The 18,534-nt window shown below is 69.8% G+C and carries 17 protein-coding genes and 1 pseudogene; 11 read left to right on the plus strand and 7 right to left on the minus strand.

The window, feature by feature from the left end:
* Positions 1 to 85 precede the first annotated feature (85 nt).
* Entirely contained in the window at positions 86 to 1,141 is a 1,056-nt protein-coding gene (locus tag SROS_RS33175; protein ID WP_012893310.1) for an amidohydrolase family protein, read from the plus strand.
* Positions 1,142 to 1,244: 103 nt separating this feature from the next.
* On the opposite strand, the gene SROS_RS33180 is transcribed toward SROS_RS33175, so the two are convergent.
* Positions 1,245 to 1,661, minus strand: a complete 417-nt coding sequence (locus tag SROS_RS33180; RefSeq protein ID WP_012893311.1) for a MarR family winged helix-turn-helix transcriptional regulator — start codon at positions 1,659 to 1,661, stop codon at positions 1,245 to 1,247.
* Between the two features lie 122 nt (positions 1,662 to 1,783).
* On the opposite strand from SROS_RS33180, the gene SROS_RS33185 reads away from it, so the two are divergent.
* Positions 1,784 to 3,520: an ABC transporter ATP-binding protein gene (locus SROS_RS33185; RefSeq protein WP_245564357.1), complete on the plus strand. Its 1,737-nt coding sequence runs from the start codon at positions 1,784 to 1,786 to the stop codon at positions 3,518 to 3,520.
* A gap of 184 nt (positions 3,521 to 3,704) precedes the next feature.
* The gene (locus SROS_RS33190; protein ID WP_043653412.1) at positions 3,705 to 4,199 is read left to right on the plus strand and encodes an NUDIX domain-containing protein; all 495 of its coding nucleotides are present in this window, start codon (positions 3,705 to 3,707) and stop codon (positions 4,197 to 4,199) included.
* Between the two features lie 22 nt (positions 4,200 to 4,221).
* Here the strand turns inward: SROS_RS33190 and SROS_RS33195 are convergent, their stop codons facing one another.
* Together SROS_RS33195 and SROS_RS54585 are read right to left on the minus strand one after the other, a co-directional pair.
* Complete coding sequence (locus SROS_RS33195; RefSeq protein ID WP_342632947.1) at positions 4,222 to 4,452, minus strand: SpoIIE family protein phosphatase; 231 nt, start codon at positions 4,450 to 4,452, stop codon at positions 4,222 to 4,224.
* Positions 4,449 to 4,679: pseudogene (locus SROS_RS54585) on the minus strand (hypothetical protein); the annotation flags it as partial. The pseudogene SROS_RS54585 and the gene SROS_RS33195, both read right to left, overlap by 4 nt.
* A 60-nt stretch (positions 4,680 to 4,739) precedes the next feature.
* On the opposite strand from SROS_RS54585, the gene SROS_RS33200 reads away from it, so the two are divergent.
* Positions 4,740 to 5,894, plus strand: a complete 1,155-nt coding sequence (locus SROS_RS33200) for an RNA-guided endonuclease InsQ/TnpB family protein (RefSeq protein ID WP_043653419.1) — start codon at positions 4,740 to 4,742, stop codon at positions 5,892 to 5,894.
* On the opposite strand, the gene SROS_RS54590 is transcribed toward SROS_RS33200, so the two are convergent.
* Both SROS_RS54590 and SROS_RS53435 read right to left on the minus strand, forming a co-directional pair.
* Positions 5,870 to 6,064, minus strand: a complete 195-nt coding sequence (locus SROS_RS54590) for a SpoIIE family protein phosphatase (protein ID WP_362966909.1) — start codon at positions 6,062 to 6,064, stop codon at positions 5,870 to 5,872. The genes SROS_RS33200 and SROS_RS54590 overlap by 25 nt on opposite strands.
* Entirely contained in the window at positions 6,007 to 6,219 is a 213-nt protein-coding gene (locus SROS_RS53435) for a hypothetical protein (RefSeq protein WP_043653422.1), read from the minus strand. The genes SROS_RS54590 and SROS_RS53435 overlap by 58 nt, the downstream gene beginning before the upstream one ends.
* 35 nt (positions 6,220 to 6,254) lie before the next feature.
* Here SROS_RS53435 and SROS_RS33210 point away from each other — a divergent pair, with 35 nt between their 5' ends.
* The gene (locus SROS_RS33210; protein ID WP_012893315.1) at positions 6,255 to 7,793 is read left to right on the plus strand and encodes a gamma-glutamyltransferase family protein; all 1,539 of its coding nucleotides are present in this window, start codon (positions 6,255 to 6,257) and stop codon (positions 7,791 to 7,793) included.
* Positions 7,794 to 7,831: 38 nt separating this feature from the next.
* Positions 7,832 to 8,146 carry a DUF5709 domain-containing protein gene (locus SROS_RS33215; protein ID WP_012893316.1) on the plus strand — a complete coding sequence of 105 codons (315 nt, stop codon included), beginning with the start codon at positions 7,832 to 7,834 and terminating at the stop codon, positions 8,144 to 8,146.
* Positions 8,147 to 8,247: 101 nt separating this feature from the next.
* On the opposite strand, the gene SROS_RS33220 is transcribed toward SROS_RS33215, so the two are convergent.
* Positions 8,248 to 8,907 carry an HAD family hydrolase gene (locus SROS_RS33220; protein WP_012893317.1) on the minus strand — a complete coding sequence of 220 codons (660 nt, stop codon included), beginning with the start codon at positions 8,905 to 8,907 and terminating at the stop codon, positions 8,248 to 8,250.
* Between the two features lie 205 nt (positions 8,908 to 9,112).
* Between SROS_RS33220 and SROS_RS46385 the strand changes: the two genes are divergently transcribed.
* From SROS_RS46385 to SROS_RS33245, 5 genes are all read left to right on the plus strand, one after another.
* On the plus strand, positions 9,113 to 9,709 hold the full coding sequence (locus SROS_RS46385; RefSeq protein ID WP_245564780.1) for a Uma2 family endonuclease: 597 nt from the start codon (positions 9,113 to 9,115) through the stop codon (positions 9,707 to 9,709).
* 358 nt (positions 9,710 to 10,067) lie between these two features.
* Positions 10,068 to 10,724: a Crp/Fnr family transcriptional regulator gene (locus tag SROS_RS33230; protein ID WP_245564359.1), complete on the plus strand. Its 657-nt coding sequence runs from the start codon at positions 10,068 to 10,070 to the stop codon at positions 10,722 to 10,724.
* A gap of 68 nt (positions 10,725 to 10,792) precedes the next feature.
* Positions 10,793 to 11,569 carry a hypothetical protein gene (locus SROS_RS46390; protein WP_012893320.1) on the plus strand — a complete coding sequence of 259 codons (777 nt, stop codon included), beginning with the start codon at positions 10,793 to 10,795 and terminating at the stop codon, positions 11,567 to 11,569.
* 74 nt (positions 11,570 to 11,643) lie between these two features.
* Entirely contained in the window at positions 11,644 to 13,743 is a 2,100-nt protein-coding gene (locus SROS_RS33240; RefSeq protein WP_148269281.1) for a hypothetical protein, read from the plus strand.
* Between the two features lie 3 nt (positions 13,744 to 13,746).
* On the plus strand, positions 13,747 to 14,511 hold the full coding sequence (locus SROS_RS33245; RefSeq protein ID WP_012893322.1) for a hypothetical protein: 765 nt from the start codon (positions 13,747 to 13,749) through the stop codon (positions 14,509 to 14,511).
* Positions 14,512 to 14,530: 19 nt separating this feature from the next.
* Here the strand turns inward: SROS_RS33245 and hrpA are convergent, their stop codons facing one another.
* Positions 14,531 to 18,403 carry an ATP-dependent RNA helicase HrpA gene (gene hrpA / locus SROS_RS33250; protein WP_012893323.1) on the minus strand — a complete coding sequence of 1,291 codons (3,873 nt, stop codon included), beginning with the start codon at positions 18,401 to 18,403 and terminating at the stop codon, positions 14,531 to 14,533.
* Between the last annotated feature and the right edge of the window lie 131 nt (positions 18,404 to 18,534).

The raw sequence follows: 18,534 nt of genomic DNA on the forward strand, positions 1-18,534 counted from the left end.
GTGCCGCGGTCCGCCGATGCGACATTTGAGATCGGCAGGTCGATGCCCTTAATCTCTCTAAAGGGACAAACAGACAGGAGTGTCTATGCCCACGCGTGCGGGCCACGGCATCGGCACGCGTGCGCTCCCGCAGGTCGTCGTGCACACCGCGCCTCTCGTCCTCCCCGTCTGCGAGCCGCCCGTCGTCGACGGCGCCGTCGCCGTCCGGGGCGACCGGGTGATCCGGATCGGCCCGCGCCGGGAGATCGAGGCCGCCCACCCCGACCTCACTCCGGTCCGGTGGCCCGGGATGATCGTACCGGGACTGGTCGACGCCCACCTCCGTCTCGACCGGGCTCCGGCCCGGTCGGCCGTCCACGGCGTCACCGCGGTCGCGGGCGTGGCGGGCGACCTGGACGCCGCGTCCTCGGCCGCCGAGGCCGGCCTCGGCGGCGTGACCTACCTCGAGACACGCTGCGAGGACGAGGCACGGTGGGAGAGGGACGGGCGCGACCGGCTGATCACCGCCATCCGCGAGGTGGGCCACCCGGGCGTCGTCGGCATCGCCCCGCACTCCCCCGACCCCGTGGTCATGGAGGATCTGGCCATCCTGTCGCGGACGTTCGGGCTCCGGCTCCACGTCGAGTTGGGGCGCCATCCGGCCGGCTTCCTGGACGAGGTGGGGGCCCTCGGGCCAGGCTGCCACGTGGCGATCTCCGGTCCGCTCGACGAGGCGGACCGCAAGCTGCTGCGGATCCGGGGCACGGCGGTGGCGATCGCGTCGCCGTTCGCCGCCGAGGGGCTGCTCGACGGAGAGGTCACCATCGCGTTCGGCACCCGGACGGGCGGCGACCCGCTGGCGGCCGCCCGCGCGCTCGCCCGCGACGGTTCTCCCGGCACCGCCCTCGACAGGCTCCTGGTCGAGGCGGTGACGCTGGGTGGGGCGCGGGCCCTGGGCATGGCCGAGGGGCCGGGCCGACTGGGCTCGCTCGGCCGGGACAGCCGGGCCGACTTCGCCGTCTTCGCCGTCGAGGCCGACGAGCGGACCGCCTACACCGCCCTGCTCCGCGAGGGACCGGGCCGGTGCGTGGCCACGGTCGTCGGCGGCCGCAGCCGGCGTACCGGCGACGGCCGGAAGACCGAGACAAGGCGTCCCGCCTGACCGGGAGCGCCTCGCACCGGCCGGACACACGCGTCCCCCACCGGACCGGCGGACCGGCGGGGCTGCGGCCGGTGAGCTGACGGACCGGCGGGGCTGACGGGCTCTAGCCGGCCTGGTGGTCGACCACGCTCAACAGCTCCCTGAGCTGCTCCCGCTGGTCGGGGGTGAGCACGGCGAACAGCTCCTCGGCCACCTTCCTGCGCGCCTCGCGCACCCGGCCGTACTCCGTCCTGCCCTCGGGGGTGATCACCAGCAGGGTGGAGCGGCGGCTGGCCGGATCGACCTCCCGGCGGACCAGACCGGCCTCTTCCAGGGCGTCCACGACGGGAGTGACCGAGCGCGGCACGATCCTGAGCCTCTCGGCGAGCTGCACCATCTTGAGCGGCGGCTCGGCGTCGGCGATCACGCGCAGCGCCCGCGCCTGGCCGGGGCTCAACCCGAGCGGCCCGAGCCGCTCGCCGTAACCGCGCCGCAGTCGATGGCCGACGCCGTGCACGAGATCGGCCAGTTCCGTCTCCACGCCCTGAACTTATCTCATTGTCCGCGGGAATGATTGTGAGCTAACCTCCGTTTGAGCAAACATCACAAAGGAGATGCATGACCGAGCGAACCAGAGAAGTCCCCCGGGACGAAACACCAGACATGAACGACGAACCCCGCGCTCCCCTGGGGCGCATCGTCGCCCTGTTCCGCCCCTACCGAGGCCGGTTGGCCGTGGTCGGCGCCCTCATCGCGCTGTCCTCGCTGGTCTCCCTCGCGTCGCCGTTCATGCTCCGCGAGGTGCTCGACGACGCCATCCCCAACGGCAGGACCGGCCTGCTGACGCTGCTGGCACTCGGCATGGTCGCGGTCGCCGTCACCACCAGCGTGCTCGACGTCGTCCAGACGCTGATCTCCACCACCGTGGGCCAGCGCGTCATGCACGACCTGCGCACCGCCGTGTACGGCCACCTCCAGCGCATGTCCCTGGCCTTCTTCACCCGCACCCGCACCGGCGAGGTGCAGTCGCGCATCGCCAGCGACATCGGCGGCATGCAGTCGGTGGTCACCTCCACCGCCGCCTCGATCGTCTCGAACCTGACCACCGTGGTGGCGACGATCATCGCGATGCTGGTCCTGGACTGGCGGCTGACCGTCGTGTCGCTGCTGCTGCTGCCCGTCTTCGTCGGGATCAGCCGCAGGGTCGGCCGCGAGCGCCGGAAGATCACCTCCGAGCGGCAGCGGAAGATGGCCGCCCTCTCCTCGATGGTCCAGGAATCGCTGTCGATCAGCGGGATCCTGCTGGGCCGGACGATGGGCCGCGGCCCCGAGCTCACCCGGCGCTTCTCCACCGCCTCCGACGAGCTGGCCGACCTGGAGGTCCGCTCCAGCATGGCCGGACGGTGGCGGCAGTCCACCATCCAGATCATCATGGCGGCCATGCCCGCGATGATCTACTGGGCCACCGGGCTGACCTCGGCCGTCTCCATCGGCACCGTCGTCGCCTTCACCACACTCCAGATGAACCTGTTCCGGCCCACCGTGTCGCTGCTGCGCCTCGGCGTGGACGTGCAGAGCTCCCTCGCCCTGTTCGCCAGGATCTTCGAGTATCTCGACCTGTCCGTGGACATCCACCCCGGCACCCGGACGCTGGCGGAGGTGCGCGGCGAGGTCCGCCTGGAGCACGTGGACTTCTCCTACGGCGAGGCTCCGACCCTGTCGGAGGTGAACCTCACGGTCCCGGCGGGCACGTCCCTGGCCGTGGTGGGCGAGACCGGCTCCGGCAAGACCACGCTGAGCTACCTGCTCCCCCGCCTCTACGACGTGACCGGCGGCCGCGTCACCGTCGACGGCGTGGACGTGCGCGAGCTGACCTTCGAGACGCTGGCCGAGACGGTCGGCGTGGTCTCCCAGGAGACCTACCTGTTCCACTCCTCGATCGCCGACAACCTCCGCTTCGCCAAGCCCTCCGCGACGGACTCCGAGCTCGTCGAGGCCGCACGCGCCGCCCGGATCCACGACCACATCATGTCGCTGCCCGACGGCTACGACACCATGGTCGGCGAGCGCGGCTACCGGTTCTCCGGCGGCGAGAAGCAGCGCCTGGCCATCGCCCGCACGCTGCTGCGCAACCCGCCCGTGCTGATCCTCGACGAGGCCACCAGCGCCCTCGACACGCAGACCGAGCGCGCGGTCCAGGAAGCCCTGGACACCCTGTCGCACGGCCGTACCACCATCACGATCGCCCACCGCCTGTCCACGGTCCGCGACGCCGACCAGATCGTGGTCCTGGAGCGCGGCCGCGTCGTCGAGCGCGGCACCCACGCCCAGCTCCTCGCCGCCGACGGCCCCTACGCCGCCCTCGTCCGGCGTGACGAGCCCGTGGCCGCCGCCGCCTGAAGGACCCCGGAACGGGACGCGTCCCCCCGGCGCCCGGCCCCGGCACACCTGCGAGCAGGGCCTGCACCTGATCGTGCCCGGCCTCCGTCGGCCGCCGACCGGCTGCGGATCGGCCGGCTTCACGCGCGACACCCCGCCCGTGGCGTCCCCGATGACCGCGGCCCGCGGGGGTAACGTAGCCGGGATGAGCAAGACCTACCTGGAACCGGCCGAGTGGTATGCCACCCTGCCCAGCGTGTTCACCTCGGCCTGCCTGCTGCTCACCGACACCGAGGACCGCGTCCTGCTGGTCAAACCCAACTACCGGCCGGGCTGGAGCTTCCCCGGTGGGATCGTCGAGGCCGGTGAGGCGCCGCACGACGGCGCCGTGCGCGAAGTCGCCGAGGAGCTCGGCGTGTCCGTCGAGGCGGGCGAGCTCCTCGTGGTCCACTGGTCGCCGCCGTCGGAGGAACGCCCCCGCTCCATGATCAACTTCCTGTTCGACGGCGGCGTCCTGAGCGATCCGGCCCGCATAAGGCTGCAGGTCGAGGAGCTCGACGACGCGGCCTTCCTCCCCTGGGACACCGCCGTCACCCTGCTTCCGGCGCACACCGCCGCCCGCCTGCCCGCCGCCCACCTCGCCCGGAGGGACAGGCGCCCCGTCTACCTGCCGGGCGGCCTGCCGGACACCTCCGGCTGAGAGGTACGGGCGCGGCCGGCCCCTACAGGACGCGCAGGGCCAGCATGCAGATGTCGTCGTCGGACTGGTCGCCGCCGAGCTGTTTGAGGACGCACGTGATGTCCTTCTCCAGGTCGCCCTCGACGCACCGGGCCGCCGCGTCGAGCAGCGCGTTCAGACCGTCGCCGAGATCCCGGCCCCGGCGCTCCACGATGCCGTCGGTATAGAAGAACAGCATGTCGCCCGCGTCGAAGTGCGCCGTGTTCAGCGTTATCTAGCGAGGAACCCTCGGCGCTCACTCCCGGGAGGAATCGATTCCCGGTCCTGGAGGTGTGAACGTCCGGTCGTCAGTCCGGGCGGTTTGAGGTTTTCGATGCATCCCTTGATGATGCTCAAGGGTGCGCCGCCACAGGAGGTGGCGACGTAGGACGGCGACCGCAAATGGCCGCCCCACAGATACTCGCGGACGTGAGCGGAGTACTCCGTGCGCAGCAGACGGGCCGAGGCGCCCTTGTCGAATTCCCATCACGGTGACATGGACCAAAAGATACCGTGGGCGATGTGAAGCTGGTGGTGCAGGTGAGACTCCTGCCGACGCCTGAGCAGGCGGCGGCGCTGGCGGCGACTTTGCGCGCGGTCAACGAGGCGGCCACCTGGGTCTCGGCGCTCGCCCACCACCAGCGGGTGTTTCGCAATTACGACCTGCGCCGGCACGCCTACGGGCGGATCAAGGACAACTACGGGCTGGCGGCTCAGGCCGCGCAGCATGTCATCAAGAAGGTCACTGACGCCTACGCCACGCTGCACGCCAATCTCCGCAACGGACAGGTGGGCAGACCCGGCTCCGCGCGGCGCGAGCGGGCCTTGGCCAAGCCGATCGTCTTTCGCCCCGGCGCGGCCCAGCCGTTCGACGACCGCTGTCTGTCCTGGCGGATGGAGTCGCGGACGGTGTCGATCTGGACCACGTGCGGGCGGATGAAGAGCGTGGCGTTCACCGCCTCGGCCGATCAGCTCACGACGTTGGCCGCCTACCGCAAGGGCGAATCGGACCTTCTGTACCGCGATGGCAGGTGGTTTTTGATCGCTACCTGTGACATTCCCGACCGGCCAGCCACCACCCCGGACGGATTTTTGGGAGTGGACCTGGGGATCGCCAACCTCGCGACCACCAGTGGCGGGGTTCGCCACAGTGGCAGGGCTCTGAACGCGGTCCGCCACCGTCACCGCGAGCTGCGCCGCCGCTTGCAGGCCAAGCAGACCAAGTCCGCCAAGCGGCTGCTGAGGAAACGCCGCCGCAAAGAAGCGCGCTTCGCCGCGGACACCAACCACACCATTGCCAAACGCATCGTGACCGAGGCGACACGCACCGGGCAAGGGATCGCCCTGGAAGACCTCCAGGGCATCCGCGACCGGGTACGGCTCCGTAAGCCCCAGCGGGTCACGTTGCATTCGTGGAGCTTCCACCAGCTCGGCCGGTTCGTCGTTTACAAGGCCCGTCGTGCCGGGGTCGCGGTGGTGTACGTCGACCCGGCTTATACCTCGCAGGGGTGTTCGGCGTGCGGGCACATCGACAGACGCAACCGGCCGGACCAGGAGACCTTCCGCTGTACGTCGTGCGGTTTCGCTGAGCACGCCGACGTCAACGCGGCCCGCAACATCGCCTCGCGCGGTGTGGCGGGCTGGGCAGTGAGTCACGCTGCCGACGACGCGGCCTGAACCGTCGAACCCATCGACGGCGAGGAGCTGCAAGCTCGGTCGTTTACGGCCGAGAAGCTGACCGTGTACTCCATAACCTCGAACGCCCCGAGCATGGTGCCGGGGGCGCCCTTCAGGAAGGTGGCCCGGCCGTCACGGACCAGGACGGGGGGCGGGTGGCCGGCGGAGATCCAGCTGAAGGTGCGGTGGACGGGTCGAAGTGGCCGATGACGACGGTTCCGGTGGCGGCGGCCAGGACCAGGGAGACGAGCATCAGCGGCGGGCCGTTCGGAGCGGCACGGTGGATGAGGAGGAGGCCGGCCAGGCCGGTGAAACCGGCCGGCACGTCGATCCAGAGGAAGGAAGCCGTACGCTCTCGTCATGCTCAACACCCGCTATGCGCGCTCTGGAATGGTCTGCACGGTCGATCACCTCGCTTCCAGCGCGGGCGTGGCCATGTTGGAGCGGGGAGGTTCGGCGGCCGACGCGGCGATCGCGGCGAACGCCGTACTGGCGGTGACCGCCCCGCACATGTGCGGACTGGGCGGTGATCTGTTCGCGCTCGTCCACGACGGCACCGGCGCGCCCGCGGCGCTCAACGCCTCCGGGCGGGCGGGGTCGGGCGCCGACGCCGAGCGGCTGCGCGCCGAGGGGCACGACCGCATGCCGCACCGCCACGACGTCCGCTCGACCCCGGTGCCGGGCTGCGCGGACGGCTGGCTGGCCCTGCACGGCCGGTACGGCAGGCTGCCGGCGGCGGAGGTGCTGGCACCGGCGATCGGGCACGCCCGTGACGGCTTCCCCGCCTCGCCGCTGATGATCCCCGCCCTGGAGACGGTCGGCCCGCTGTGCGAGGACTTCGCCTCGGCCCGGCGGGCCGGTGACCTGATCAGGCGGCCCGGGGTGGCTCGGGCGCTGGAGGCCCTGGCCGACGGCCGCGACGGGTTCTACCTCGGCGAGTTCGGCCAGGGGCTGCTCGAGGTCGGCGGCGGCGAGTACACCGAGGACGACCTCGCCAAGGCGAGCGCCGAATGGGTGGATCCGCTGCGGGTGAGGGCCTTCGGGCACGACGTGTGGACCATGCCGCCCAACTCGCAGGGATACCTGCTGCTGCTGGCCCTCGGCATCGCCGAAGGGCTCGACCTGCCCTCCGACCCGGGCGATCCGCTCTGGGCGCACCTGCTGGTGGAGGCCGCGCGGATGGCCGGGCACGACCGGCCGGAGCTGCTGTTCGACGGCGCCTCCGTCGAGGAGGCGCTGGGCTCGGCCGCCGCGCGCCGCGCCCTGATCCACCCCGCCCGCCGGGTGGCGGTCCGCGACCTCACCTCGCCTGGCGACACCACCTATCTGTGCGCGGTGGACGGCGACGGCATGGGCGTCTCGCTGATCCAGTCCAACGCCGCGGGGTTCGGCGGAATGGTCTTCGAACCTCGCACCGGCATCAACCTGCACAACCGCGGCATCGGGTTCTCGCTGGTCCCGGGCCACCCCGCCGAGTACGGTCCCGGCCGGCGCCCGCCGCACACCCTTGTCCCCGCCCTCGTCACCCGCCCCGACGGGTCGCTCCGCTCGGTCGTGGGCACGATGGGCGGCGACGCCCAGCCGCAGATCCTGCTCCAGGTCCTGACCCGCCTGCTCGCCCACGGCCAGACACCCGGTGAGGCCATCGGCGCCGCCCGCTGGCGGCTGGCCTCCGGCGGCACCGGCTTCGACACCTGGGACGCCCCCGACCAGGCCATGGTCGAGGTCGAGGCCGGCGGTCCGTGGGGCGACGGCCTGCGCGACCGGGGCCACCCCGTCGGCGCCGCGCCGTACGGCTCCACCTTCGGCCACGCCCACCTGATCGACCTGCTGCCCTCGGGCGTCCTGGCCGGGGCGGCCGACCCGCGGTCGATCATCGGGGCCGCCGCCGGACTCTGACCGGGGGTTTTCGGCGGCAGAACGGGTAGGGCGGCGATATGAGCGAAATGCCCCCAGACCGCAAGGGTCTGAGCGACGAGCAGGCGGTCGAGGTCGAGGAGTGGACCGACGACCTCGGCCTCAACCACGAGATCCGCGAGGACGACCCCGAGCACCGGGACACCCTCGACGAACGCCTCTGGCGCGAAGCCCCGGAGCGCGAGCGGGCCCCGCGCGACGAGAACCGCCTCGTGGCACCGGACGAGGGCATCGGCCCGGACGAGACGTCCGAGGAGTACGCCCGGGACGTCGGGGCCGACGACGGCGACCTGTCAGCCGAGGAGCGCGCCATCCACATCGACCCCGACGCCTGACGCGGGGCCACGGCCCCGGCCCGGGTCACCGGCGGGTTCCCCGGGCGGGGACACCACCGGCGGCCCGCCACCGGTGACCGCACGCCGGTGACCGGCGGAGGTCACCCGGCCGTCTTGTGGGTCAGCGCCGCGACGAGGGCGGGGAAGTCGTCGACGACGAAGTCGGCCTCACCCGCCTCGGGCCGCGCGGCGTGGAGGTGACCCCAGGGACCCCGGCGGATCAGCGCGGTCCACATGCCGGCCGCGCGGGCGGGACGGATGTCGTTGTCGAGCCGGTCGCCCACGTAGAGGATCTCCCCCGGCTCCCGCCCCGACACCGCGACGACCTTGGCGAAGAAAGCGGGGTCGGGCTTGGAGACGCCCCAGCCGTCGGAGGTGTGGATCGCGTCGACGGGCAGGTCCATCGCGGTCAGCGCGTCGTAGGCCTGCGGCGGCTGGTTGCCCGCGATGATCAGCTCGTATCCCAGGTCGCGCAGCGCGGCCAGGCCGGCCCGCACGTCCGGATAGAGGTCGTCGGCGTCGAAGTTCACCCGGAGCCCGTCGGGGTCCTCCCGCTTCCAGGCCTCCTGCTCCGCCTCCAGGTCGAACCCGGGCCTGATCAGCTCGAAGGCGTCGGAGTGCGGCCGGTCGAGCGCGGCCACGCCGCCCAGCACGCCGAGCATCGTGAACCGGGTGACGCCCAGCCGGTCGGCCCAGCGCGACCAGATCCGCGTCTCGTCGATCAGCGTCTCCCCGACATCGAACACCAACGCCCGCACCACGATGCTCCCCCTCCGCTCGGCCCACCGATCCTACGGGAGTACGGCGGGGCCACGCCGGACAGGTCCTGCCGGAACATGACCTGTCGGGATCTGTCTGCACCCGGTCGCGCACCGATAACCGCTGCGCATATCTCACGGTCCCCAGGGAACCCCATGGAACACTTAGGGTGTTTGTTCGAACACGAAGGGGCACGAACCCATGGTGATGACAGCACAGGGACGACTCCCTCGGCACACCCCCGCCGAAGACCACCCACTACCCCGCACGCCGAGGGAGTTCTTCGAGTCCCTCCCCCCCACCCTCCGCCTCCGCGCCGAGATCATCGACGGGAACCTAATCTTGAGCCCTTCAGGCATCCCCCGGCACGGCCGCATCGCCATGCACATGGCCTTCGCGTTGCTTCCCATCTTGGACGAACACGGATGGGAAAGCTTTGCGGGAAACGTCGACGTCTGCATCGAAGGGCCACGCGACACCGTGATCCCCGACTACTGCCTGGCCCTCAGAGACGCTCCGCTCTGGGGTGACCGGGAGATCCTCTCCTCAGGGCTGATCATGGTGGCCGAGATTGTCTCGCCCGGGAGCATGGAGACGGACCGCGCCACGAAGCCCCGGATCTACGCGGGTTGCGGTATTCCGATCATGCTGATCATCGATCCCGTCGCTTCCCCGGCAACGGTCACCGTCCTCAGCAATCCCGAGGACGGCGCCTACCGGACCACCACGCGCACCGAAATGGGCAAGCCGGTCCGGATCCCCGCCCCCGTCGACTTCGAGCTGGACACCTCGATCTTCCTGTAGTCCCCCGACCTTCGGCGACCCGCCACGGCGTCCCTCCATAACCGTGGCGGGTTTTCTGTGCGCGGGGTCCGACCTGACGCGCAGCCGTACCGAAGCCTGTCCGAGTGCCGGAAGCCGGCCGGAAAAGCACTGCCGGAGAGTCACCCAGGTCGCCCAGTGGCTCCCCTGTCCACGACGGCCCGGCGACGCGGCCGCCGGAAGCCGGGTGCGGCGTGCGGGGCACCGCGTTGATAGCCCCGCCCTCCGGTGAAACATTCGTCACCATGAGCACGACTTCCGTGGAGGTGGGCGAGTGACGAGGAGGCAGCCAGGTGACCCGTTCGCCCGGGGAAGTTTCCTCACCCAACTGTCGGCCCCGGTGAGAGAACGTCTGCTGGGCCTCGGGACGGTCGCGCAACGCGCCGCCGGACACGATCTCATCCGGCAGGGCACGATGGACGACATCGTCTTCGTCCTTATGGAGGCCATCACGAAGATCACCGCACGGGCCGAGAACGGCAGCCAGGTGCTCTTGGCGGTCCGGGTGAGCGGAGACATCGTGGGCGACATGGCGGCGCTGAGCGGGGGACCGCGTTCGGCGACGGTGACGACCTGTCGCAGATCGACCATCTGCGCGATCAAAGGCCCGATCTTCCTCGACTTCCTGCGCAAGACCCCCGAGGCGGGCCTGGCCCTGAGCCGCCTGATCGGCGACCGGCTCCGGTGGGCGAACGAGCGCAGGCTCGATTTCGCAGGTTACGACGCCGGCATCCGCCTCGCGCGCCTTCTGCTGACACTCGCGGCCCGCCATGGCCGGTGGGTCTCCAGCGAACTGGACATGGGAGTCCCTCTCACACAGGCAGAGCTCGGCGAGCTCATCGGCGCGAAGGAGGTGACCGTCCAGAAGGCCCTGCGCGAGCTGGCGGACCGGGGACTGATACGACGCGTCCGGCGGGGCGTGGTCATCACAGGGGTAGCGGAGCTGGCCGAGCTCGCAGGAACGCCGGAAGTGATCGATCAGCTCAAGCCCTACTGATACGGGTCCGTCTGTGCCTCCGGCGTCATCGTGGAGTCCGTCACCACGCCACCGGCACGGAGGGCCACATGAAACATCACACCGAACACCGCGTCATGCTCTGCAGCGACATCGAGGACTACACCAGCCGTAACCGCGGCGAGCAGGCGACGCTTCAGCGAGATCTGGTCCGGGCACTCGACCACGCCGGGGGGTTGGCGAGACTCGGCCTGCTCGACTGGCGACGCCAGGAACAGGGGGACGGCCAGTTCGTCGTGCTTCCCCAGGGCGTCCAGCCGATCGCCGTCCTGCGAGTCTTCGTCGCCGAACTCGGCGAGGTCCTGGCCGGATACAACACCCTGGCGTCCCGAATGCGGCTGCGGCTGTCGATCCACGAGGGCCCGATCCTGCTCGACGGAGCCAACGGCGTTCCCGGAGCGCACGCCGTGCAGACCAACCGGCTGGTGAACGCCGCCGCGCTGAAAGCCGCGATGAGAGCCCGTCCCGGAGCGAACCTGGGGGTGATCGTCTCCGATCGGATATTCGAGGACTACGTCGGCCAGAGCGACGCAGGACCGTCGAAGGATGACTTCCGGCGCGTGGAGGTCGCAGAGAAGAAGGAACGCTACGTCGCCCACATTCACTTGCCCGGCCACAACGTGCACGCGCTGGGCGACCTCACCGACCCCGGCGCTCCGGATCCGGAACCCGGGACGCCTGCGGAGGGCTCGGGCGGCACCTCGATTGCGGCTGGGCGGGACCTGGCGATGAATGACATGTTCAAGGTCAAGGGCGGGGGGACCGTGCAGATCGCGCAAGGCGACATCAGCAAAGGACCGGTGAGACGGAAAGGACAGCCACGATGAGCGCCGATCCCGCGGAGAATGCACCCGTCCCAGCCCAGGAGGAAGCGGACGCCGCCAGCCCCTCAGTGGAATCGGTGGAGCCCACCACGCGGCACGACGGAGGGGCTGACAAGGAGAAACAGGACTCATCCCCCGACGAGATACCCCTGAGCAGGCGGATCGAGGCAGAGGAGAGACAGCGGCGGCTCCGCGCCGAGAGCCTGGAGACCCTGTACGGGGAGGAGACGCGATCCATCGCCGGGCGTGACTGGATCGGCGACTCGGCCTACCGGGTATCGGGCGGAGGAACCGTCTACCGGGCGGACACCATCTACGTCGGCGCCCCCGGGCGGCGATCCGGGGCGCAGCTCATCCGGCTCCAGCCCGACCGGGCCTCGCGCCTTCTGGGCTGCCTGGTGGTCACCGGCTCCCAGGAGCGCCTGGTCAAGGCTCTCAACGATGAGCCCGTGGTGTTCCTGGCGGGTAAGGCGGAGAGCGGCTGGAAGACGACCGCCATCGCCGCGCTGCTGGCCTGGGCCAGAGCATCTGGCAAGGAAGATGAGGTACCCGTCGCCCAGCTGAGCCTCGCAACCGGCACCGCCACACCGGCAGAGACGGATCTGGAGGCCGGACTCGGATATCTGGTCGACGCCAGCTCGAGCCCATGGGTCCGTGATCCCGACCAGACCATCGCCCGCCTCCGCGAACTTGCCATGACGAGAAGCTGCCGCATGGTCGTCCTGGTGACGGGCGAGCACCGGGTGACCGGGATCGTCGAACATCTACCCCCGCCGGCTGAGGAGGTGTTCCGCAGGACGCTCGCCTACTGTCTAGACGACGTCGATGTCTGGCGCACACACGACTTCCACCAGCACGCGACGACCGTCACGGAGCTCGTCGTCGACTGCAGACCCGCCGAAGCCGCGCAGCTCGCCGAACAGGTGGCCGAAGGGCTTCGGCAGGGCCGTTCGGTCTCCGATGTCCTGCAGAACCAACCCCGTTTCACCTTGGAGCGGCTGCGCAACCGGCTTGATGATGGCTCCTCCATGCTGAGCCGCTGTTTCCTGATGAGCAGCGCCGTGCTGCACGGCCTACCGGAGGTGACCGTCTCACGGGCGACACTGGACCTGGCGGACCTCGTGCGCGCGAAGGAGGACAGGAAGGACGAGGAGGGCATTCCCGTCTGGGAGCAGCTGAAGAGCTGGATGGACTATGGAGGACTCAGCGCGCGGCCGTCTGGCTGGGGTGACGGACCGCGGATCGAACTGCGACGTGGCCTGGCCCCCGCCGTCCTGCGGCTGGTCTGGGAAGAGCTGCCCGTGATCCGCTCCCCCCTCTACACGTGGCTGAAGGCGCTGGGGGAAAGCGATGACTGGGAGGTCCCACTCAAAACCGCGCACGCGGTCGGACGACTGGCCACCTGCGACTTTCAGGAGATCGACAGGGAGTTTCTTGACCCGTGGAGCCGGGACCGGCGGCTACTGCCCAAGATGCTGGCCGCATGGGCAATGGAGGCTGCGATCCGTGACCCGCACATGGCGGACAGGGTGCATGGCCGGCTCCAGTCCTGGGCGACATCGGAACTCGCGGGCCAGCGGCTGACGGCAGCGCTGGCGTACGGCTCGCAGATCGGCGTGGACAACATCGAAGAGGCGCTTCGCGCCTTCCAGACGATCACTCTCACCGCGGTCGCCAGCCGCCTGTGTGACGCGGTCGCCCGATCTGTCGCCGACGTCTACACCAGCGAGACGGCAGATCGCATCGTGACGGAACTCGCTAGGTGGACGGGGACCGACAACAGCCCCGGACAGCAGCTCACGGCCGCACTCGCCCTCGTCCGGCTGCTCTCCCTACGCGAGCACAATCCTCAGCGCCCATCACCGATCGACCATCCTCACGGATCGGAACTCGCGCGGCTGTGGCTCAACGCCCTCGTCTGGGGCCTCTCGTCCGGCCCACCCGCCGGATCGCAACGGTCCTTCACCCCCGAGGCCTGGGACCTGCTCGCGGGCTGGGTCGCCCTCTCTGTCGATCAGCCTGCGCTGCGGGGGCCGACCGAGACCGTCTTCGCCGAGGCGGCCAGGAATCCCCGGCTCCGCCGGGCCTGCCTCCTCCACCTCACGTTATGGAAGATCCGGTGTCGCGTCTCACCGGAGTTCTGCGACCACCTGACCCGTCTCACGAAAGGGAACTGACTCATGGCGTTGCTCTACAACCACTACAACGCTGAAGGGACCTCGAAACAGGAGGAGACAACGCTGTCCTTCACCTCACCGTCCCAGGGCGACACCTTCGATTTCTCGGTCACCGTAAGGCTGTCGCGGATCTCTGGCGCCAAGCGCAGGGGCTTCACCCCGTGGGGATTCTCCGCGGAGCTGAAGGAGCAGGCTCGCGAGATCATCCGAAGCACCGTGCGTTCCGCGACGCGGCAGTATCCGATCCTCGAACCGGACAGGGCGGAGAAGGCGGTGAACCTCTGCCTTGACCGGGAACTGTCCCACCCCTCTCCCCTACTACCTGGATGGCGCGCGCAGGCCGAGCTCGCCCTGCCGGACGAAGTGAAGGAACCTCGGCGACGGCATCTCAACGCGATGTTTGAGATCGAGGCCAGAGCAACAGAGACGGAACGCCAGATGAAGACGCTCCGCGAGTCTCGGGCGGCCTGCGAGCGGTTCCTGTCTGAGGCGATGGACAGCTGGATGGCGCGCTACGCCATCCAGCTGGGAGAAGACCCGCAGAATGCGGCCGTCATCCTCCAGGACATGCTCAACGAACGTCGTGACAACGCCCGCGACCTGCTCGATCTCCTCGGCAAGATCGTCGCGGCCCAGACCTCGGCGAACGTCTACGATCTGGTGATCGCCAGCGAGTCAGCACTGCGCAAGTCCTTCGAGCGGCTCGGCGTCCCGTTGCCACCGCCCGACCCGGAGTCCCTGTTCGCTCCGGTGGGCGACAGCGTCTGACGTCGAGGGCGTCTCCGCCCTACAGGTTGTCCATGGCCTTGCGGATGCGCTTGTCGGAGATCGAGTACGGGGTGCCGAGGGTCTGGGCGAAGTAGCTGACCCTGAGTTCCTGGATCATCCAGCGGATCTGGCGGACGTCGTCGTCGGAACGGCGGGCGGGGGGAAGCTTCTCGACCAGGTCGTGGTAGTCGTCCTCGATGTCATGGACCCGGTGCATCCGCTCCTCGTCGCGGAGCCGGTCGTCGGGCAGCTTCTCCAGCCGCCGCTCGGCCGCCTTGAGGTAGCGGAGCAGGTCCGGCAGGCGCTTGTAGCCGGTGTCGGTGACGAAGCCGGGGTAGACCAGGTCGGCGACCTGGTCGCGGATGTCCTCGATCGCGGGGGTGGAACGGGCCTCGGGCAGGAGGGTGGCGACCGAGTGCCAGACCCGGAGGATGCCCTCCACTCTGGCGACCGCCTCGGCGGTGGTGTCGAAGAGCTCGGCGCGGACCTTGTCGTGCAGGGCGGTGAAGGCGGACTGGTCCCAGACCGGCCCGCCGTACTGGCTCATCAGCTCGTCGGCGGCGCAGGCGATGCAGTCGTCGAACAGGGCGGTGGCACCCGCGTGCGGGCTGCGGCTGAGGGCGAGTTTGGCCTGGTTGTTCAGACGGCCCAGCACCCACTTGGCCGGGGAGGGGGTGTTGAGCAGCAGCAGCCTGCGGGTGCCCTCCCACATGGCACGGCGCTGCTCGGCCTCGGTCTCGAACATCCGCACGGCCACCGTGGCGCCCTCGTCGGCCAGCGCCGGATAGGCCTTCATCCGGCGCTGCTCGAAGGTCTTGGGCAGCTCCCCCACGTTCCACGTGGTCAGGCCCGACTTCTCCAGCCCGTCGGCGGCCCTTGAGAGGGTCTGGCGGAGCTTGGGCGCGAGCCGCCGTTTGAGGGCGGCCAGGTCCTTGCTCTCGGCCAGCTTGTGCTTGCGGCCGTCGACCACCCGGAAGGTGATCTTCAGGTGGTCGGGGACGAGGTCGGACTGCCACGCCTCGCGCGGCACCTGGATGCCGGTGAGGTTGAGCAGCTCCCGCTCCAGCACCGCGAGCAGCGGCTCCTGGGTGGGCTCCGCCCGCTGGAGCACCTGCTTGGCGTAGTTGGGGGCGGGCACGAAGTTGCGCCGGATGTTCTTGGGCAGGGCCCGGATGAGCGCGGTGAGGAGCTCCTCGCGCAGGCCGGGGATCTGCCAGTCGAAGCCTTCGACGTTCACCTGGTTGAGCAGGGCGAGCGGGATGTGCGCGGTGACGCCGTCGGCGTCGGTGCCCGGCTCGAACTGGTAGGTCAGCGGGAAGCGCAGGCCGCCCTGGCGCCACACGTCGGGGTAGTCGCGCTGGCTGACGTCACCCGCCGACTCGCTGATCAGCATCGACTTCTCGAAGCTGAGCAGATCGGGCTGGTCGGTCCTGGTCTTCTTCCACCAGGAGTCGAAGTGGCGCCCGGAGACGACGTCCTGGGGGACGCGCTGGTCGTAGAAGTCGAACAGCGTCTCGTCGTCGACGAGGATGTCGCGGCGGCGGGCCCGTTCCTCCAGCTCCTCGACCTCTTCGAGAAGCTTCCGGTTCTCCTTGAAGAACGCGTGGTGGGTCTCCCAGTCGCCCTCGACCAGGGCGTGCCGGATGAACAGCTCGCGGCTCAGCTCGGGGTCGATGCGGCCGTAGTTGATCTTCCGCTGGACCACGATCGGCACGCCGTACAGCGTGACCTTCTCGTAGGCCATCACCGCGCCCTGGTTCTTCTCCCAGTGCGGCTCGGAGTAGGTGCGTTTGATCAGGTGCTGGGCGAGCGGCTCGACCCACTCGGGCTCGATCTTGGCGTTGACCCGGGCCCAGAGGCGGGAGGTCTCCACCAGCTCGGCGGACATGACCCACAGCGGCTGCTTTTTGGCCAGCGCGGAGCCGGGGAAGATGGCGAAGCGGGCGTTGCGGGCACCGATGTATTCGGTGACGGGACGGCGGGGGCCGTCATTGGCCGTCTTCTTGTCGATGTCCTTGACGCCGACGTGGGACAGCAGGCCGGACAGCAGGGAGAAGTGGATCTTCTGCTCGTCGCCGGGGGTGCTGTTCAGCGTCACACCGAGGGACTTCGACATCTGGCGGAGCTGGCTGTAGACGTCCTGCCACTCGCGTACGCGCAGGTAGTTGAGGAACTCGGACTTGCACAGGCGCCGGAACGCGCTGGAGGACAGCTCCTTCTGCTGCTCCTGGAGGTATTCCCACAGGTTCAGGTAGGAGACGAAGTCCGACTCCTTGTCGGCGAAGCGGCGGTGCTTGTCGTCGGCGGCCTGCTGCTTGTCGGCCGGCCGCTCGCGCGGGTCCTGGATGGACAGCGCCGCGGCGATCACCATGACCTCGCGGACGCAGCCGTTGTGGTCGGCCTCCAGCACCATGCGGGCCAGGCGGGGGTCCACCGGCAGGCCGGCCAGCTTGCGGCCGAGCGGGGTCATCTGCCTGGCCTGGTCGAAGGCGCCCAGCTCCTGGAGCAGGTCGTAGCCGTCCTTGACCTGGCGCTGGTCCGGCGGCTCGACGAAGGGGAAGGCCCCGATGTCGCCCAGGCCGATGGAGGTCATCTGCAGGATGACCGAGGCGAGGTTGGTGCGCAGGATCTCCGGGTCGGTGAACTCCTGCCGGGTGAGGAAGTCGTCCTCCTCGTACAGCCGGATGCAGACGCCTTCGGAGACACGGCCGCAGCGGCCCTTGCGCTGGTTGGCCGAGGCCTGGGAGATCGCCTCGATCGGCAGGCGCTGGACCTTGGTGCGGTGGCTGTAGCGGGAGATGCGGGCGAACCCGGGGTCGACCACGTATTTGATGCCGGGCACGGTCAGCGAGGTCTCGGCCACATTGGTGGCCAGCACGACCCGGCGGCCGGAGTGCCGCTGGAAGACCTTGTGCTGCTCGGCCGCCGACAGCCGGGCGTACAGCGGGAGGATCTCGGCGTCCTTGCGTTTGGACAGCGCGTCGGCGGTGTCGCGGATCTCGCGTTCGCCGCTGAGGAAGACCAGGATGTCGCCCGGCCCCTCGGCGCACAGCTCGTCCACGGCGTTGCTGATCGCCTGGATCTGGTCGTCGTCCTCGGCGACCGGACGGTAGCGGACCTCGACCGGATAGGTCCGGCCGGAGACCTCGACGATCGGGGCGTCGCCGAAGTGCTGGGAGAAGCGCTCCGGGTCGATGGTGGCCGAGGTAATGATGATCTTGAGATCCGGCCGCTTCGGGAGGAGCTGCTTGAGGTAGCCGAGGATGAAGTCGATGTTGAGGCTGCGCTCGTGCGCCTCGTCGATGATCAGCGTGTCGTACTGGTCGAGGTCGCGGTCGGTCTGCAGCTCGGCCAGGAGGATGCCGTCGGTCATCACCTTGACGAGCGTGCCGTCGCTCACCTGGTCGGTGAAGCGCACCTTGTAGCCCACGGCGTCGCCGAGCTGGGTGTCGAGCTCCTCGGCGACGCGCTCGGCCACGGTCCTGGCGGCGATCCTGCGAGGCTGGGTGTGACCGATCAGGCCCCGGACGCCCCGGCCCAGCTCCAGGCAGATCTTCGGGAGCTGGGTCGTCTTGCCGGAACCGGTCTCGCCGGCGACGATCACGACCTGATGGTCGCGGATCGCCTCCAGGATGTCGTCCTTGCGCTGGCTGACCGGCAGCGCCTCCGGGTAGGTGACCACCGGCACCCCGGCCCTGCGGGCGGCCACCCGGCGCTCGGCCTTCTCGATGTCGGCGGTGATCTCCGCGGCGATCTTCTGCTGCGTGGCGCGGTTTCTGACCTTGCGCGCGCCGTCGAGCCTGCGCCGCAGCCGTCGCTGGTCGCGCAGCGTGAGCTCGGGCAGGCGTGCGTGGAGGTCGGCGAGTGGAGATGTCAACGGAGGCGTTCCCATACTGCTTTCAGAATACTTTCAGCCCGCAAGTCAGGAGCCAACCGCCCATCGTGCCTGAGCCGCCGCCCGGCCGCATCCCAATAAACGACCGCGGCCCGCGGAGACCGCCTCCCCGAAACCACGGAGACCGC

Origin of the sequence: Streptosporangium roseum DSM 43021, from assembly GCF_000024865.1 — a bacterium.
Taxonomy (GTDB): domain Bacteria; phylum Actinomycetota; class Actinomycetes; order Streptosporangiales; family Streptosporangiaceae; genus Streptosporangium; species Streptosporangium roseum.

What these genes read in the sequence shown, in the direction of transcription:
- SROS_RS33245 (WP_012893322.1), top strand. Translation starts at nt 13,747, where the DNA reads ATGGCGTTGCTCTACAACCACTACAACGCTGAAGGGACCTCGAAACAG.
- hrpA (WP_012893323.1), bottom strand. Translation starts at nt 18,403, where the DNA reads ATGGGAACGCCTCCGTTGACATCTCCACTCGCCGACCTCCACGCACGC.
- SROS_RS33210 (WP_012893315.1), top strand. Translation starts at nt 6,255, where the DNA reads ATGCTCAACACCCGCTATGCGCGCTCTGGAATGGTCTGCACGGTCGAT.
- SROS_RS46390 (WP_012893320.1), top strand. Translation starts at nt 10,793, where the DNA reads ATGAAACATCACACCGAACACCGCGTCATGCTCTGCAGCGACATCGAG.
- SROS_RS33175 (WP_012893310.1), top strand. Translation starts at nt 86, where the DNA reads ATGCCCACGCGTGCGGGCCACGGCATCGGCACGCGTGCGCTCCCGCAG.
- SROS_RS33190 (WP_043653412.1), top strand. Translation starts at nt 3,705, where the DNA reads ATGAGCAAGACCTACCTGGAACCGGCCGAGTGGTATGCCACCCTGCCC.
- SROS_RS46385 (WP_245564780.1), top strand. Translation starts at nt 9,113, where the DNA reads ATGACAGCACAGGGACGACTCCCTCGGCACACCCCCGCCGAAGACCAC.
- SROS_RS33215 (WP_012893316.1), top strand. Translation starts at nt 7,832, where the DNA reads ATGAGCGAAATGCCCCCAGACCGCAAGGGTCTGAGCGACGAGCAGGCG.
- SROS_RS33185 (WP_245564357.1), top strand. Translation starts at nt 1,784, where the DNA reads ATGAACGACGAACCCCGCGCTCCCCTGGGGCGCATCGTCGCCCTGTTC.